The 17,716-nt window shown below is 33.8% G+C and carries 20 protein-coding genes; 19 read left to right on the top strand and 1 reads right to left on the bottom strand.

The annotated features are described in order from the left end of the window. Positions 1 to 92: 92 nt before the first annotated feature. The 9 genes from OO013_RS17065 to OO013_RS17025 all read left to right on the top strand — a co-directional run bounded on the left by OO013_RS17065 (position 93) and on the right by OO013_RS17025 (position 7,067). Entirely contained in the window at positions 93 to 455 is a 363-nt protein-coding gene (locus OO013_RS17065) for a YciI family protein (protein WP_266058193.1), read from the top strand. Then, the gene (locus OO013_RS17060; protein WP_266058192.1) at positions 439 to 1,650 is read left to right on the top strand and encodes a DUF6596 domain-containing protein; all 1,212 of its coding nucleotides are present in this window, start codon (positions 439 to 441) and stop codon (positions 1,648 to 1,650) included. Before OO013_RS17065 ends, OO013_RS17060 begins: the two co-directional genes overlap by 17 nt. Positions 1,651 to 1,762: 112 nt before the next feature. Then, positions 1,763 to 2,173: a hypothetical protein gene (locus OO013_RS17055; RefSeq protein WP_266058191.1), complete on the top strand. Its 411-nt coding sequence runs from the start codon at positions 1,763 to 1,765 to the stop codon at positions 2,171 to 2,173. A gap of 147 nt (positions 2,174 to 2,320) precedes the next feature. After that, positions 2,321 to 3,292, top strand: coding sequence for a hypothetical protein (locus OO013_RS17050; RefSeq protein WP_266058190.1), 972 nt, complete (start codon positions 2,321 to 2,323; stop codon positions 3,290 to 3,292). Positions 3,293 to 3,571: 279 nt separating this feature from the next. Continuing rightward, positions 3,572 to 3,745, top strand: a complete 174-nt coding sequence (locus tag OO013_RS17045) for a hypothetical protein (protein WP_266058189.1) — start codon at positions 3,572 to 3,574, stop codon at positions 3,743 to 3,745. Between the two features lie 4 nt (positions 3,746 to 3,749). Then, a complete protein-coding gene (locus OO013_RS17040) occupies positions 3,750 to 4,181 on the top strand; it encodes an ester cyclase (RefSeq protein ID WP_266058188.1) in 432 nt (143 codons plus the stop codon). 163 nt (positions 4,182 to 4,344) lie between these two features. Continuing rightward, positions 4,345 to 5,406 (top strand): serine hydrolase domain-containing protein, encoded by a 1,062-nt coding sequence (locus OO013_RS17035; protein ID WP_266058187.1) that lies wholly within the window; start codon positions 4,345 to 4,347, stop codon positions 5,404 to 5,406. A 125-nt stretch (positions 5,407 to 5,531) separates the two neighbouring features. Next, positions 5,532 to 6,092, top strand: a complete 561-nt coding sequence (locus tag OO013_RS17030; protein ID WP_266058186.1) for a Crp/Fnr family transcriptional regulator — start codon at positions 5,532 to 5,534, stop codon at positions 6,090 to 6,092. A 102-nt stretch (positions 6,093 to 6,194) separates the two neighbouring features. Continuing rightward, positions 6,195 to 7,067, top strand: coding sequence for an alpha/beta fold hydrolase (locus OO013_RS17025; RefSeq protein WP_266058185.1), 873 nt, complete (start codon positions 6,195 to 6,197; stop codon positions 7,065 to 7,067). Positions 7,068 to 7,426: 359 nt separating this feature from the next. Here the strand turns inward: OO013_RS17025 and OO013_RS17020 are convergent, their stop codons facing one another. After that, complete coding sequence (locus OO013_RS17020) at positions 7,427 to 8,455, bottom strand: AI-2E family transporter (RefSeq protein WP_266058184.1); 1,029 nt, start codon at positions 8,453 to 8,455, stop codon at positions 7,427 to 7,429. A gap of 350 nt (positions 8,456 to 8,805) precedes the next feature. On the opposite strand from OO013_RS17020, the gene OO013_RS17015 reads away from it, so the two are divergent. From OO013_RS17015 to OO013_RS16970, 10 genes are all read left to right on the top strand, one after another. Continuing rightward, positions 8,806 to 9,819, top strand: a complete 1,014-nt coding sequence (locus tag OO013_RS17015) for a glycosyltransferase family 2 protein (protein WP_266058183.1) — start codon at positions 8,806 to 8,808, stop codon at positions 9,817 to 9,819. Positions 9,820 to 10,074: 255 nt separating this feature from the next. Then, on the top strand, positions 10,075 to 10,383 hold the full coding sequence (locus tag OO013_RS17010; RefSeq protein ID WP_266058182.1) for an EthD family reductase: 309 nt from the start codon (positions 10,075 to 10,077) through the stop codon (positions 10,381 to 10,383). Positions 10,384 to 10,657: 274 nt separating this feature from the next. After that, on the top strand, positions 10,658 to 11,554 hold the full coding sequence (locus OO013_RS17005; protein ID WP_266058181.1) for an SRPBCC family protein: 897 nt from the start codon (positions 10,658 to 10,660) through the stop codon (positions 11,552 to 11,554). Between the two features lie 95 nt (positions 11,555 to 11,649). Next, positions 11,650 to 12,153, top strand: coding sequence for a hypothetical protein (locus OO013_RS17000; RefSeq protein WP_266058180.1), 504 nt, complete (start codon positions 11,650 to 11,652; stop codon positions 12,151 to 12,153). Positions 12,154 to 12,470: 317 nt separating this feature from the next. Beyond that, positions 12,471 to 13,202 (top strand): hypothetical protein, encoded by a 732-nt coding sequence (locus OO013_RS16995; protein ID WP_266058179.1) that lies wholly within the window; start codon positions 12,471 to 12,473, stop codon positions 13,200 to 13,202. A 332-nt stretch (positions 13,203 to 13,534) separates the two neighbouring features. Continuing rightward, the gene (locus OO013_RS16990; RefSeq protein ID WP_266058178.1) at positions 13,535 to 14,089 is read left to right on the top strand and encodes a hypothetical protein; all 555 of its coding nucleotides are present in this window, start codon (positions 13,535 to 13,537) and stop codon (positions 14,087 to 14,089) included. A 237-nt stretch (positions 14,090 to 14,326) separates the two neighbouring features. Continuing rightward, on the top strand, positions 14,327 to 15,010 hold the full coding sequence (locus OO013_RS16985; RefSeq protein ID WP_266058177.1) for a hypothetical protein: 684 nt from the start codon (positions 14,327 to 14,329) through the stop codon (positions 15,008 to 15,010). Positions 15,011 to 15,227: 217 nt separating this feature from the next. Continuing rightward, positions 15,228 to 15,701: a hypothetical protein gene (locus OO013_RS16980; RefSeq protein ID WP_266058176.1), complete on the top strand. Its 474-nt coding sequence runs from the start codon at positions 15,228 to 15,230 to the stop codon at positions 15,699 to 15,701. 332 nt (positions 15,702 to 16,033) lie between these two features. Then, entirely contained in the window at positions 16,034 to 16,795 is a 762-nt protein-coding gene (locus OO013_RS16975) for a cyclase family protein (protein ID WP_266058175.1), read from the top strand. A gap of 27 nt (positions 16,796 to 16,822) precedes the next feature. Further along, a complete protein-coding gene (locus OO013_RS16970; RefSeq protein ID WP_266058174.1) occupies positions 16,823 to 17,662 on the top strand; it encodes a hypothetical protein in 840 nt (279 codons plus the stop codon). Positions 17,663 to 17,716: the final 54 nt, after the last annotated feature.

The raw sequence follows: 17,716 nt of genomic DNA, 5'->3' as shown, positions 1-17,716 counted from the left end.
AACACAATTGCAGTAGTTCAAAATAAAAAAATGAAATAATGTCCAAAATCAATAATGGCTAATGTCTTTAATTAAATAACAAACTAGACACAATGAAAAAATTCTTATTACTACTGCACGAAGATATTCAAAAAATGAGTGACTTGTCACCAAGGGAAATGGAAGAATTAACAAATGCTCATATGGCCTGGGCCACTAAACTTGCTGAAACAGAACATTTAATTTCCGGAGATGGTTTGAATGAGAATGGCGTACTCATCACCGGAAAAGAATGTGTTATCAAAGATGGTCCGTATTTAGAATCCAAAGAACTGATTGGAGGCTATTACCTTCTACAGGCAGATGATCTGAATACTGTAGTTGAAATAGCCAAAGAATGTCCTTGTCACCTCTGGGGAGGAACGACCGAAATTCGTCCAATTATGGATATGGAAGATTATGAACAAGAAAGTTAATTCATCAATTGAATCCAACTACAGGGCACTATATGGAAAGCTGTTCTCTGCCCTTATCAGCAAGTTTGGCGTGAACTATGTCAACGAGATTGAAGATGCCATTCAAAATTCCTTCTATAAGGCTTTAAAGACCTGGCAGACAAACAAGATCCCTGATAAACAAGAGAATTGGCTTTTCATAGTAGCTAAAAATGATGTCATAAATCAGATTAAAAGAAGAAACAAGTCAAGTTCAGGAATTCTTTTAAATGAAGAGGAAGAAAATATAACAGAAGAAAATGATTTAAGACTTCAAACCATTTTGTTTCTTTCTGCTTCAAAAACAGCTTCTTCGCAAGCAAAAATAATATTCATTTTAAAAAATGTTTTTGGTCTTAACATCCGTGAGATTAGTGAAAACACTTTACTAAGTCAGGATGCGATATACAAAAGTATTAATAGAGCTAAGAAAAACCTGCAAATTGAATTCGAGAACAAACAACTACATTCAATCACTAACCAGGCAGGAAAAAACGAAATTGACACCGTTGAAGAAATCTTATATGCTGTCTTTAATATAGGTTTCGACTCTTTCGATGATAAAATCAAATCCATTATAAATGAAGACCTGTGTCTGGAAGCTTTAGCTCTTACCAAATTATTACTTCGAGAACACCAACAGGCAACTACAAGAAGCCTGCTTGCTCTTTTCTGTTTCCACATTGCAAGAATACCTGCAAAAGTCATTAATGGAAAACTTGTTTCTTTTTTAGAACAGAATCAGGCTAAATGGGATAAAAGACTTATAGAATTAGGATTCAGCTATTTACAGAAGCCTGAAAAATTAAACCGTTTCTATATTGAGGCTTTAATAGCTGCTAAATATATGACAGCTCAGTCTTATGATAACGAACACTGGCAGGAAATTGTCAAACTTTACAAATTACTCATTGAGCATCATAACTCCCAGATTATAAAATTGAATCTTTGTTATAGTTTGTATAAAGCACAGAGAAAAGAAGAAGCATTAGAACTAATGGGTCAAATTGAAAATGTAATACCATCAGGGCACATATATTTTTCTTTGGTGAAAGCTGAACTTTCAAAAGATACAGAACCTGAAAAATCCGGCAAAATAATGGCTTCTGTCATTGATAAAATGGAGCAAAATATCAGGAAAGAATACTTATTGGAAAAAGGGTATATCACACCATAAAACTTTATCGTGGCTTCTATACTCCTCTCCTCTTTAATTTTTCCGGCATTATTTAGTTAAAATCAAGTATTATTAATTGAAAAGATTTAAAATTGAATTGATAACACTTAAAATGAAATCAAAATACCTATACATATTAGTTGTGTGCTTATTAGGATTTTTTAGTTCCTGCACATCTGAATCGGAGCGAATACTTATTGCAAAGGTCGAAAATGAAGAATTCGATTTTACCCGGTTGAAAATGGGAAACGATAGCATCAGTGCTGATTTACAAGAGAATATTCAGTATGGACTGATTCATCTTCAAAATGGTGAACAGATAAAATTCTGGTTTGTAACTCATCATTTAACCTCTGATATTGGCGGCACTATTTATGAATACCCAAATGGCGAAAGACAATTTTGCAGTGGATTACATTGTTGTGAAGTTCAGTTTTACGAACAGGGTCTTCCCGGAAAAACATTTAAAAACACAGACGAATTTAAATTGTATGTTACTGAAAGAAATGGTATAAAACCGTAAAAATCCAGACTTTTCACCAATAAGATGGTAATTAATATCCCCCCTCTTTACTTTCATTAATACCCTTTAACAATTTTTACCTGCTTTAAACAGAGCATTAAGATTTGAACTATTTACATTGTGTTGAAATTTTAATTAATCAAATTAATGAAACCAGGCATTCATTCAATTTTAACGATCTTTCTCTCTTTACATTTAATTTCAGGAAGCAATCTAAAGCAAGATTATTCTTACTATCATAATCAGACAATTCTTGCAGAAACTCTGATTAGTGATAGGAGATTTTCTGAAGCATTAGAAATCTACAACAATCTATTTCAAACTTATGATTTTGTATTTCTAAGAGAATATAAGATCTCTTCACAGTTAGCCTATTTTCTAAACGACAGAGTCGGGTTAGAGCAATATATTAGAAAAGGAATGGAAGCCGGATGGACCCTGAAAGAAATTAAAAAAAATCCTTTCTTATCCGATCTTAAAGATGATGTGATCTGGAAGTCATTAGAAAATTCATACCCGGAACATCACAAAAAATACCTGGAAAGGATTGATCAAACGACAAGAGAGATTACACACAAAATGTTTAAGAAAGACCAGGCTAAAGCATTTGGAGCATTACTTAGAATTGGCGATGGAGCACAAGAACGATATGCGATCAGAAAGTTTGCTCCCCATAGCGAAAAACAAATGCAAATGTTGATTAAAATCCTGGATAAAAATGGATACCCCGGAGAGCGGTTAATTGGGAATAATTACTGGATGTCTACAATTACCAGCCACCACAATTCAATTACTCAAGAATATGTCAAACAGGACACTCTTTATCATTTCATAAGACCAAAATTACAAGAAGAAATTAAAAAAGGGAACATCTCACCCTATGAATTTGCTTTGATCGATGATTGGCATAAGGCTGTAATATCAAATCGATCCGCTCCCTCATATGGCTTTCTTAATTCTCCGAAAAGAATAAGCCTAGCAAAGACCAATCAACTTCGCCAGTTAATTGGTCTGAGAAGTGTTGAGTTAAGAAATAAACTAGTCGATATCGAATCAGAAACCGGAATGAATTTCTTTTTACCCGATTGGGTCAATGGAAAAATAATAATCGAAAATTAAAACTCAATTTAGGTTAAAACTCAATAAAAACTGTATAAAATAAACAGGCCTCAGATTCCCTCAAACTTCAAGATTTATCAAAATGGTATATATTATTCCTATTTGAATTAATATAAATTTTTAATAATTTATTAACTGTGAGATTTATTGAAGGCCCTTCATTAAAACCGTAGCTAATAACCGATTTAACTGTGTTTTCTAGTCTAAAAAAAATTAAATCTATGAAAGCTCTTCTCATTCTATCTATTAACAATTTCACATACAACGGATGTTAAAAAAATGATAAAACGCTTATTTGTATTACAAAATTCAAATGATCCTAGAGTTCCTGAATCAGAACCTGAGCAAATGGTTAATAAAATAAGCTATGATGGAATGTCAGGATATTTATTCCCTTTAAAAACCATTACCCACACAGATTTGGATTCTAAATTAACATACAACAATAAATAAAGAGATGAATGAAGAATCAAATTCAAAAAAGAAATTAGTTCAGGATTACATAGAACATGTCATTAATACAGGCCAAATACAGAATATCACTGAATTTATTTCACAAGATTATACAGAAGAATATAATGGACAACGATATGTTCTGGGAATTAGCGGGGCTATTAAGCATGTCGAAGGAGTTCGTGAAACCTACCCTGATTTGAAATTAAAGATTGAGAAACAGATATGCGAGGGGAATTGGGTAGCGACCTATTATATTATGAATGGCACTCATCAAGGTGAGTGGATGAATATTAAACCCACAAATGAAAAAATTATGATCTATGGTATCAATCTTGATAAGGTTATTAATAATAAGATAGTAGAACATTGTGGAGCAGCAAATCTTCTTGAACCATTGATCAAAAGTGGTGCAATACAAATCGTTAAAAAATAAGAGGTGTTTAGCTCCATAGCCAGCAAGCCAATTGTAAGCCAGGGCTAAAAAAATATCCGGCGATTATTAAAAAGCATTTAAAAACAATTAACTTATTTGGAAATGTTGACCTTAAAAACTATTCCAGGTGAATTATAACCAGTAAATATCTTCAGTCCTCATAATGAATAATACATTAATAGAAATCACAAAGGATAAACACTCTGCACCTGCATTTCACTACATCTTTTTTAACTCCAATTCTATAATTAATGATATTACTTTCGGGTATCAAAACATAGAAAAAATGTATCCTTTAAATGACAATTCATCTTTTCATGCTTTTTCTACTACCAAAACATTTACTACAGTAGCTATTTTACAACTGGTTGAAAATAACCTGATAAATCTAAATGACATCATAACCAAATATATTCCAGCATTTGACTTTTCAGAACCAGTAACGATCCGGCATCTATTATGTCATCAATCCGGAATTAAAAATCCTATCCCCCTTAAATGGACACATTTGGAAAATGAGCATCAAAACTTTAATTACAGGGTATTTTCAGATACACTTATCTTAAACAACTTAAACCTAAAGTTCTCACCAGGCAGGAAGTATAGTTACTCCAATCTTAATTATCTTGTTTTGGGCAGATTGATTGAAGAGGTTAGTGGCCTCACATATAATGAATATATCTCAAGAAATATATTGGATCATCTGAATACGGATGAATACATAGGTTTTGATCTACCTGAGGTGAATCACGCCACGGGATATCATGCAAATTCCTGGATTCAAAATTTATTGCTTGGGCTTTTAATTAATAAAAAGAAAATGATGTACAAAGCAAATCATGATTGGAATGGTTTTAATCCCTTTTTTATTAATGGTGCATCTTACGGAGGATTAATTAGTACTCCAAAGGCTCTCATGTCCTATTGTCAGGCATTACTTAACGAGAATGGAGTATTACTATCAAGAAAAAAAACAGGTGAAATGTTAACGGAACAACTAACATCGAGAGGCAAAAGCACCAACATGTGCCTGGGTTGGTTTAAGGGGAAAATAAAAGATATAGAATACTATTGTCACGCAGGCGGTGGTGCAGGCTATTATTCCGAGATTCGGCTTTATCCTTCATTGAATTGTGGAAGTGTTATTATGCTAAATAGTTCGGGTATGAAAGATGAAAGATTACTCGACCACCTGGACACCAACCACTTAAATATTCTGTCATAATGCCTGGCTTGTTAGATAAAAACCCAAACCACTATCCTCTGTTTATAATAATGTCAGCAAGAGTGATAAATATCTCATTAAATAACTAAAATCCATATATTTGCCCATTGGTTTTAACCAGAGAAATGAAAGACTTTTTAAATAAAATACACCCGATAGATCAGGATATTCTCGACAAATACATTTCACATTGGACTGAATTTGATGTATCTAAGAAAACAATAATGACAGCTCCGGGTGAAACAGAGCGATTTATGTATTTTGTTCTCGAAGGGGTCCAAAAGTCTTATTACCTTAATAAAAACAAACAACACATTATCGCATTCACATATCCCCCTTCGTTTAGCGGGATTCCTGAATCATTTTTGACCCAAACACCATCAAAGTACTACCTTGAAACTATTACCGATAGTTCATTTCTTAGGATTTCATTTGAAAAGCACCAGCAACTGATGGATGATCATCGCGAAATAGAAACCTTGTTCAGAAAAGCTGCGGAGTATTTTTTAATAGGGATGGTACAGCGCCACTACGAATTAATGGCTTTTGATATTTCTGAAAGATTTAAATCATTTGCTAAAAGAAGCCCTCACTTATTTAGTTTAATTCCTCACAGAGACATCGCCTCCTATTTACGCATCGACTCAACCAACTTTAGCAAGTTGTATAATACAATCAAGATTTAGGATGTTGGTTTATACCAAAAATAATTTGGTATAAGTACCTGAACTTTGTTTCAAATTAAGAAATAAATATAACAGGTAATTAACATTTAAATCTTCGTAATTATGAAAACAATTTCTCTTTCAAAACCATGGTTAGATACTACAGCTTATCCCTTTGACAATAAGTTCCTGCAATTAGCATCCGGCACTATGCATTATATTGATGAAGGAAAAGGAGAAACCATCCTCTTTGTTCACGGCACCCCCACATGGTCTTTCCTATACAGGGATTTAATTAAAAAGCTATCGAATAAATATCGCTGCATAGCTATTGATCATTTGGGATTTGGTTTATCGGAAAAATCAGCATCCTTCCCAGGAACGCCCGAGTGGCACTCAAATAATCTTAGTGAATTTATCAAAAGATTAGATCTTAAGGATATAACCTTAGTCGTTCATGACTTTGGTGGACCAATAGGATTGTCTGCAGGTATAAATGCCCCTGATAGAATTAAAAGAGTGGTCTTGTATAACTCATGGCTGTGGGCTACTGATCAGGAGAAAGAAATCCAAAGAATTGACAAAATAGTCAACAGTTGGCTAGGTAGGTTTTTATATCTCAACTTAAATTTTTCACCCAGAGTTCTTCTAAAGAAAGGATTTGAAAACAAGCAGTTTCTACCAAAAAATATCCATCAACAGTATATCAAACCTTTTCCAACAAAAAAATCGAGAATGTCTCTGTTAAACCTTGCCAAAGCATTGGCCGGGTCTTCAAAGTGGTACGAAGAGCAATGGGGGCAGATTAACCTGTTAGCAAACAAGCAATGGCTGATTATTTGGGGAATACGAGACCAGTTTATTACCAGCAAATATTTAAGAAAATGGCAAGACAGAATTCCTGATGCAAAAACAATCGAGGTAGATAGCGGTCATTTTATTCAGGAAGAAAAACCGGAAGAATCAATGATAGCAATTGATAACTTTATGACTTAGGATTATAAAAAAATGAAACATCCGGTTTAAAAAACACAAAGAGAGAAATTATAGTCCCGGCGATGAAGCTGGAAGATTTGTCGATGGATTAGCATGTGATGAAAAGGAAAGAAAATGTGGGAGATGATTGACAAAGTTTTTGATTTTAGGTTTGACGATATTATAAACAAGTCAGGATATATCGGCGCTTAAATAAATGTTGTAATTAACGAAAACAATGGAATTATATATAAAGAGGCAAAAGCAGTAACCCTTTTCGTTTTTGATGATGATTGGGATTCACAAAAGATATCGCTTACGGGAAATAAGAGGTAAAAAATTTTATAAGATTAAAAAGATATTAATTCTCTGCTATTCCTCTACTTCTTTTCGAGTAAGTATGCATACGCTTCCATGCCTTTTGTGTGTTCAAAAATCACTTTTAACACTCCTGTGACTGGAAGCGCAATAATTGCACCTACAATCCCCCAGAGTATAGAAAAGAGAACAATACAAAAAACAGTTATAAATGGGTTTAAATTAATTTCATCACCGATAATCCACGGCGTAAGAACATAACTTTCAAATAATTGAGCAACTGTCATCACTCCGATTACAATCAGTGCCGGTGTAGTTCCAGAGTATAAAAATGATAAAATTACGGCGATACCACCACCGATAATATTTCCTACATAAGGTATTATTGAAAAAAGAGCGGCAAACAAAGCTAAAAATAATGCATAGGGAACCGAACCGATTGTAAAACCAAGATAGTAAATACCAAACAGAAAGATCATAACCTTGCTTTTACCCAGCAAATAGTTATTGATGGTACCTGAAGAGTTACTTAAAAGAGACTTCATTGCAGTTTCATTGGAAGAACTTTTCATAAAAAACCTGATAAAAGTCTGTTTCTGCATCAAAAAAAGTACAATGTATACAAGTACGAGGAGTGATTGAGACAATAAACTTGTAAACGATGACAGGAAAACACCCGCCAGGCTTTCCAGCTTGTCAACCAAACGTTTATTATTCTCAAAATAATCTTTAATATTCCAGTTTAACGTCTGATTAGCCCATTCTGTAAAACGGTTTAATTTTTCTGTTGCCTTGTCTTTTATCGTTGGCCAATCATCAGTAATGGTACTGACTTGCCAGCCGATCAACCAGGTCAGAAGCGAAAAAATAATTATCATCAATACAACAGATAAAGTTATAGCAAGCCAGTCTGGCATTCCCCATTCCTTAAATTTAGTGGTAGGCTTATCTAATAAAATAGCAATAATGACAGCAATCAAGACAGGCATTAAAAGATCAGCAGCTATATATAAAACAGCAGTAACCCCACCCACAATAAGCAAGGTCTTGATCAAATAACTCCCTGAAATCTCAATTTTAGAATCACTCATAAGACATATTCTTTATCTGATAATTTGATTTTGTTTAGCATCGATATAATAAAGTTATAAAACAAATCGGATTACTAGTTCATGCACTAATTATATTTCTTTTTCTGATACCTATCAAATATAAAACAGTAGCGTGCCAGGACCTGAATTGAGTATTGAGATTAGTAGAAAATGAATCAAATCATTTATTTACCTGGTCAGAAATGGAAAAGCCATATAAAATTTAATAGTTTACAGTTCAAGCAGGATATTGAAAAGTAGCCTGTCAATTTAAAGGGCTGTAAAACCGGATCATGGGTAATCAAATTGAAAGATAAAATACCGTATTCCGGGAAAAAGACTTGATAAAAATGAAAAAGCAACCACTTGTGACGATTATAATGGCAGTAAAGGATACTGCTCCCTATTTACGTACTTGTCTGGATTCCGTTTTGGCACAAACTTATGAAAACTGGGAGCTGATAGCTGTAAATGATCACTCGTCAGACGATAGCCCGAAAATCTTAAAGGAATATGCAGAAAAAGATTCAAGAATCAGATTTTATAATAGCAGTCGAAGAAAATTAATTCCAACCCTGCAGGAAGGTTATCGAAAAGCGGAGGGAACGCTGATCAACAGAATGGATTCTGATGATAAAATGCCGGATTATAAAATACAGGTCCTTGTTGAAGAGTGGTTAAAATATGGAAAAGGGACAGTTATAGCAGGCGGAACTGAGCATTTTGTTGATGAAGGCGAGGTGGGTGATGGATTCATTAAATATGAAAACTGGCTTAATAAAGTTGCTAAAAACAGTCTGCACTACCAGGAAATTTATCGAGAGTGTGTCATCCCATCACACTGTTGGCTCATACATAAAGATGATTTTGATGCAGCGGGAGCATTTGATTCGAACATTTATCCGGAAGACTATGATCTGTGCTTTCGCTTCTACAAGCAGGGGTTAAACATAATTGGAATAGATAAGATTTTACATTTCTGGAGAGATCGATCTGACCGAATTTCACGTACCTGGGAAGAATATGAGGACAATAGATACTTCGATCTTAAGCTGCGCTTTTTCTATGAACTAGACAGAGATTCAAGCCGTCCATTGGTGTTGTGGGGTGCTGGTAGAAATGGTAAGGATATGGCCAAGCTTTTACAAAGCTACGGAGAGGAATTTCATTGGGTATGTGATAATGAGAGTAAAATTGGAAAAGATATTTATGACGTTCGAATAGAACATTACGAGGACGTCCTTACCAAGGAAAACACTCAAATCTTAATTGCTGTTGCATCTCCTTCAGGAAAAAAGGAGATCGAAGAGCAACTCAAATTATGGGACAAAAAACCAATCGATGACTTCTGGTTTTTTTCTTAAATAATAGATCAATTAAGAAGATGCTTAGCAAAAGCATACACTCTGACTTTTTATAAAATTAAGGGATTATATCCCGGGCATCAAGTATATTTATTATCATATCGATTATTAGTTATAAAAAAACTAATAAAAGAAGCACTTACATTTAAGAACTTCAGCATAAAACATAGGATTTATTAACGGAAAGTATAATTGTTAGTTAAAACGGGTAAGCCGCAACCCTGAAAGAATAGGCATAAAACAAATTGAACAATTATGAATTTAATAGTCCTTTACCCCCAGCCTACAGATGTAGAAAAGTTTGAGTCTGATTATACTGATCATCTTGAGCTACTGCATGAGAAAACGGGCATTCCAAATGAAGAAAAACCATATACCGTAACTAAATTTTTACCTGGGCCAGGCGGAAATCCACCTTACTATAAAATGTTTGTTATGCCTTTTGATTCTGCAGATGCACTTGAGCAGGCTTTGGCATCTCAAGGCATGCAGGAAGTTGCTGCAGATGCCAATCGAATATCCACAGGTGGTGCACCAACCATATTAATCGGGCAACAAAATTAAAATAATTACAGGTAGTAAGGTCCGGAGTTTGAGTTAGCCTGTCTTCGGACCTATAATAAAATGAAGGAATTGAATCCTGGTCAGAAGGAGTATTTGCCCTAAGAATTTTATTCACTATTTGATTTTGAGAGAGAAACAGCTATTATTGCCACAGATACTGACATGCTTATGCATCGTCAGTATCAAACTTAGGATTTATTAACTATATAAACTGCTATAATTCTTTAGCGAACAACAATCGCATTGGGACTTATTTGCAATTTTTACCTGTCTTATGAAAAAAGAATTTATTATATCAATAATAATAAGTCTTACATTTTTGTCTTTAGGCTTCATATTACTTCACTTCGAATTAATTGGATATGGATTGTCTTTTTTTGTGTTCTTACCTTTTACATTGGGATTTATTTTAGGTAAATCGACACTTAAATCAATGAGCTTGTGGGGACTGACTATTTCTCTTGCCATATTCTTTATTCTACTTTTAGGTGGAAATCTTGAAGGAATGGTATGTGTATTAATGTCAATGCCTTTGATATTAATTGCTATCGCCATTGGCGCAGTGGTAAAGCATGGGATTAAGCGGTATCGGAACAAGGACAAACAAGACAACTTAATTAAAAGTTCAATTTTACCGTTTTGTCTCTTCCTTACTTTAGCATTTATTGAAACAGAATTGACAAAAAATGATCAGTTCGTAATAGAAGTTAAATCAGAGATTATTCTCCCCTACTCTCCCATTCAAGTCTATGAGACAATAAAATCTGTGGATACCCTTGATGCAGAAAAACCTTTTCTGATGAAACTTGATCTGCCAATACCACAAAAGTGTATTCTTGAAGAAGAAAAAGTTGGCGGAATTAGAACCTGCTATTTTGAGGGTGGTCTAATAGTTGAAAAGATTACCGAGCTTGAAAAAGGTAAGATTTTGAAAATGGATGTTATTGACTATCAGCTAACCGGCAGAAAATGGCTCGGCTTTAATGAAGCAATTTATTATTTTGACGAGTTAGAAAATGGCCAGACAAAAATGACAAGAATCACAACTTATACTTCCGAACTATATCCGAGATTTTATTGGAAACCATTAGAAAAAATCGGAATTGAACAGGAGCATGAATACGTATTCAGCAATTTGAAAAAAGACTTAAAAAATAGATACGGTGGGTAATTCATCACTTAAGTACATGCTCGATCTTGTTCATTTTATGATTGAAAAATTGCGTTAAAAAACAAATTAATACAATCACAAAAATCAAATTTAATATGACAAAAAGAGATTTTTTTATCTTAATCATCAAGATATTTGGCCTGTATATTTTAATATCAACTGTATTTTCTACAGTGACATCAGTTCTTTCTTTAGTTCTATATCAAGGTGATATTGCAACAATATTTATGGGGTTGCTATCTGCTGGTGTAGTTGTACTATTTTTTTATTTAATTACCTTCAAAGCAAATAAAATAGTAGACCTGTTAAAACTTGATAAACATTTTGAAGATGACAGAATAGATCTCAATTCATTAGATGCAGAATTGATTTTGAAATTATCAGTTTTTATACTAGGTGGACTTTTAATTATAGAAAATGCCTCTGCATTGATAACTCTGGCATATAAGGCATTTAGATATGACATCATTGGAATAGAACAAGAAAGAGGAGATTATGTCCATTTGATTATGAGATTTATAAATATTCTGATCGGATTTTTGATGATATCAAACCTAAAAGCAATATCTGGCTTATTTAATAGATTGAATAGTAAATGATTATAACAGAAAGTCTGTTACACCAGATCAAGATTACTCTTGTACTTTTAGTTTGAATTGAAAGGATGACATTAAGATTTACAAGAAGATCGGAACATTGGATAATTTAAATATTATTCATCATGCCCCTGACTGGTTAAACTTAACTTAACAGCGTAATTTATTATAGGGAAACACCTTTATCAACAGCTAAAGCATAAGAAAAAATTTGAAATTGAGATTGATGTAGCTACTTTTAAATTTTAAGGAATTTAACAATTAAAAGGACTTTTTTTACTTCACCATACAAGAATAAAAGTCGAGGTCAAATTATCATTATGAAAAAAGGATTACTAATTTTTGCCTTTATTGGATTGACACTGGGAGTTTTACTCGCAACTACATGGCGTACAGAGAAAATCAAATGTCAAATATGTAATAAAAAGAATAAGTTTCAAGTGATAAGTAGTTACGGTAATTATATTTATGACTGGCCTGAAAAATTAGAATATATATATTGGCCGACTACTGAAACATATAGTCTATATACCTGCAAAAAATGTAATTACTCGGCATTTATGTGGGACTTTAAAAAGACTTTTGGAAAGGATACTCTGGAAATCATAAAAAATGAATTACCAAAATTAAAATTGTCCGCTTCAAGTTATAATGATAAGATGACGACAAAGCTGGAATCTGCAGAATTAATTTATCAGTTATACAACGATGATCCCGATTTCTGGTGCAAATTTCACAGAATAAAAGCTTATCACTATGATGCAGAAGGTAATACCAAAGCGGCAGAAACCGAACGGTTAAAAGCCCTGTCAATAGCTGATAGCTTAGCGGCTATACCATCCAATGTTTATAGAAAAAAGGAATTGTTACTTATTACCAGCTCAATGAAACATTTCACACAACAAGATAGTGCCGCACTAGTAGATATCCACATGGCGCTTTCAATGTTTTATATGGATACTACAATGACATCAGCAGGTAATTCCAATTTTAATGCCTATTTGGATGAGGTTCTAAACGAGTTAAAGCAAAAGGTAAATAATAGTAAATAATGCTTGTCCTTTTATTAGAAAAGCTGAGGCATGTGCTTTTAGCCTAAATTGAAAATGATAATATTTATCATCAGTACTAAGATCTATAAAACAAAAGGGATCAATGGATAATATAAATCCTAATTCATCTCAAATTCCAATCAATAATGGTACGTCATTTGGTTTAATGCTATTTAATAACGCACGATTTACCTGGTTACAAACAACTATCAAAAGGTATATAAATTAAATTTTTTAAAGTACATCGTTACAAACCATTTAAAACTTAAGGACTTTGCCATTGAAGCAAGTGGTTTGCAGAAGATGATTAAATTATTGAACAGTTTAAAGAAATGAATAGCATTATAATCAAAAAGTATAAATATAATCTCATTAAAAGTATAGGACTTTTCCTTATTGCATTTATTATTTATAAGTATAATCGCACCGGTTACAATTACTTTGTTTACATATTGGGAGTTAGTGCAATTCTTTCAGGGTTGATGCATTCAGCTGCTGGCATAGAAAACACAAAACAAACCACTGAAAATAGATACCTTGTGATTTCCGGTTTAATCACAATAGTTGGAACTATTGCTATAATGTTCTATTTAAGAAACTTTTATGCTTATTATTCAAATAAAGTTATGCTCTCATGCTGGCTGAGCTTTCAAATTATTTATGCGATTTCATACCTGGTCGTAATATCGAAAATAAACAAGAGGCAATTCTCAATCCTTTCAATTTTACTAACAGGCCTGATTTTTTTAACTATAAAAGCATTCTTAAATAATAAATCCTCCTTTAGCACTAATTTTACACTCCTCCCAATTGCTTTTGTCGGGATTTTGAATTTATATGTTTTTTACATTTTCAGAAAGCATATAAAAATTTCGGCTAAAAATTAAAGAGTATTATTTTGTGTATTTAGTTGACACCAGGCAAAATCCATATTCATAATAAATAAATCATAAGGATGAAAAGACGATTTCAATCCTGTTTATCCTTTTTCAATTCCGGTAAATGGTGGTACTCAGCTACTGATTAGCACCAAACCTGATTTATTCCATTTATAAACTTTTACCAACGGTTATAAATAAAAGAAAAGGTTTGAAATAGAATTTGGTATAGCTATTTTGGTGGCATTGAATAAAGATTTATCAACACAAACACCATCAATGGAAATAAGACTTATGAAATTGATTTATTTCGAAGGTGGCAGGAATATGAATAATTTAATCCCTTTAATATTATTAACTTTTACGTTTGGCTGTTTACAAAGTCAGGACAGCAATTCTAAATCTATTAAAAGGGAAGAAGAAATTGAATACTCACCTGTTATTGAAAATGTTCATCCTAAAGCAAAGAACATACTAGATGAGGATTTTTATTTTAGTTCAGTTGATGAGACGGGACCATTTGGTAGTGATGATGCTGCCGACACTTACATTGGCTTAATTTTATGGAGAAAAAATAATAGAAATATAAATCCTGAAAAATACTTATATAAACATCTTTCTGAATGGGGGTATCCTTCATTTGATCTGTTAGAAACTGATATAGAGAAGCTTCAGCCATATTTAAGTCAAAGTAATATGCACTTTAGGTATTTACTTGGTACTGACCAAGCAATTTTAGCTATTGCATTTGGGCAGCTGTATTTGGAAGGTGAAATCGACAGTGAGATGCTGACTTTAGCAGAAAAGGCTCTACAACGACATTTGACACCTGTAATGTTAAGTATTTGGCCTGAAGATTATCAAATTGAAAGAAAGAACAAACTATTAAAAATGAAAAAGGTAATTGACAAACTAAAAAATTTACCTTAATCCGAAGTCATTAGATAGCAAAACTTTAGAATCAGGGATTGCCTCCAGGCCATTTAAATAGTTTTGTTCAATAAAAGTTTGACTGGGTTTAGGTAGGTATCATATAATTATAAACTATTCGAGTCCCAGACTCTGCATTTCATGAAAAGATTAGTAGTTTTCCTTTGGAACACTCCAAACAACAAACGGGTTTTTCAATCACTATCAGAATTATAAAATGAATAAAAATCAAAGTAAATCGAGCCTAATAATATATTCAATATTTGTTTTGGTTTCTCTGGTAATCATAATTGATTTCATTCTACCGGGAAATGTTGTAACTGATGAAATTATTGATGTTACAAGTGAGCAACAGCAATATTACAATGCGGGTGGAAACAGCCACTATTCGCATAAGGTATTTACAACCAAACATCACTTTTCGGTTGCAGAAGATTTTGCGGAATCAATTCAGGAACATGAAAAAATTGAATACTCAGTTTCCCGAATATTTAAAGAAGTAAACTGGTATAGACTACATACAGTTGAAAACAAAGGTGTTTATTCTTTAAGGATTATATCCGGACTCATTATTCCATTAATTATGATAATTGGAATTTTGGTCGCCTATGGATTTAAAAAGAAAATCAGCACATTACTTTTTGTACTTCAGGTTCTCCTGATTGCGGACCTGGCGTTTTTAATATTATAACAAATCCCATGTTCCTTTAGTCTGAATTGAAAATGATGACATCTGTCGTCAGTGCTCAGATTTACTAAGTGAAAGGATTAATAGGATAATTTAAATCCTTTTAATCTTTTTTAAATTTTGGTTAATCTTGGCTCATCTTCTCCTTCTTTCCATCCCCAGCTGCCAGGAGTTTAGCGATAGCGTAACTTCGGACTTTTTATGAAATGAAGGGATTGTACCCCGGTCATTTAATTCTCTTGTCTATTCAAGCAAACACTTTAACCTTCTACCTGAAATTTTCCATTCTCAATCAAAACTTTATCTTTGTCATTTCACCCAATCAATAGCAAAGCATGAAAATCGTAGACCTTTCCAAGCCAATTAAATACAACACCGAAGATCCCTGGTTTATGAAGGTCAAGATCAAACATAAACCTCATAAAAAGGCAAAATGGTTGATCAGGCTGCTTGGATTGCCATTCAGACTCTTTCCTAAGAACTTCGTTGGCTGGGCTGATGACACAATCGAGAAAATGGGTATCCATTCCACCACCCACATCGATGCTCCCTGGCACTACTCTCCTACTGTAAACGGACAAAAAGCAAAAACTATCGATGAGGTACCCCTCGAATGGTGCTATGGTGACGGAATCGTCATTGACATGAAACACAAAGAAGATTTTGATCCAATAACTGTCCAGGACATTAAAGAGTTTTTGTCCAAAAATGATCTGGATATCAAGCCGGGAATGATCGTACTAATCCGAACGGGCAGGGATAAATTCAACGGAACCAAAGATTTTCATAAAAAGGGAACCGGAATGAGTGCCAAAGCCACAGAATGGCTGATCGACCAGGGAATTAAAGTGATGGGAATCGATGCCTGGGGCTGGGACCTGCCCCTCCCATGCATGATCAAAAGAGCTAAAGAAACCAACGACCCGGATCTTTTCTGGGAGGCTCACCTTGTCGGGCAGGATAAAGAATACTGTCACATGGAGCAGCTCGTAAACCTCGATGCTTTACCTTTTACGGGTTTCAAAGTTTCTGTATTTCCATTGAAGATTGTCGGTGCTTCTGGTGCTCCGGCAAGAGTTGTTGCTATATTTGAATAACCGGAACATAAAGACCGTTTTTAAATTATGAGATACATCTTCTTTTTTTCTTCTTTCATTTTTTCATCGATAGCTGCCAGTGCCCAGATTAATCCGGCAGACTCTTCAGTACAGGTTATCAGCTATTGGGATCTGAACGAATCTCAAAATTATACCATCCACGAAGAAAGGATGAGCCTGAAAGGTACGGATACCACCTCCTACTTGATTATTAAGTATGATGTTGAAATCACAGTAACAGATTCTTCTGAATCTTCATATCTGATTTCCTGGCATTTTCAAAATGTAGAAAGCGGACCAGGCAATAAAGAAAACAAGGTCCATGATTCGATGATGAAGGGTCTAACGTTTAAATATTATACGGATGAATTTGGCAGCCTTAGAAAGATCATCAACACCCAGGAAGTAAAAGAAGCCCTGATCAAAAAAGTGGATTCACTCGAAAAATTAAATGACATCTCATTATCCTACCAGGCACTGGCCGATCGGATAGAAAAAAACACAAGGGAAAAGATCAATCAGTTTCATGAATTTCACGGATCAGAACTGATCTATAAAGAAACTTATGAATTTGAAAGTGAACTGGCAGGTTACGATAAAGAAGACGAAATGCTGGTAACAACCTACCTTTGGCTCGATGATGTGGACATGGAAGATTACACCTACATTTTGCAAAAGGAACAAAAAGCAGACGAAGAACTTCTGAAGAAAATATTTCCGAAAAATTCTATTAAGGATCCAGCTTATACCACCTGGCTGGCTTCGAGAATACACGATTCAGGATGGCTGATATACTCGATCAGGGAGATCGAACAAAAAACCGCTGAGTACACCCGTACGGAAAAGACAATCATTGAACTGGAGTAATACACTATTTGCAATTCGTCACCCCGGTTTCACCTTTTGATTTCCTGATCAATA

The sequence above is a fragment of the Mangrovivirga halotolerans genome (genome assembly GCF_026241165.1).
GTDB lineage: Bacteria > Bacteroidota > Bacteroidia > Cytophagales > Cyclobacteriaceae > Mangrovivirga > Mangrovivirga halotolerans.
The sequence above is the reverse complement of the archived record's forward strand: the minus strand, read 5'-3'. Positions and strand labels throughout refer to the sequence as shown.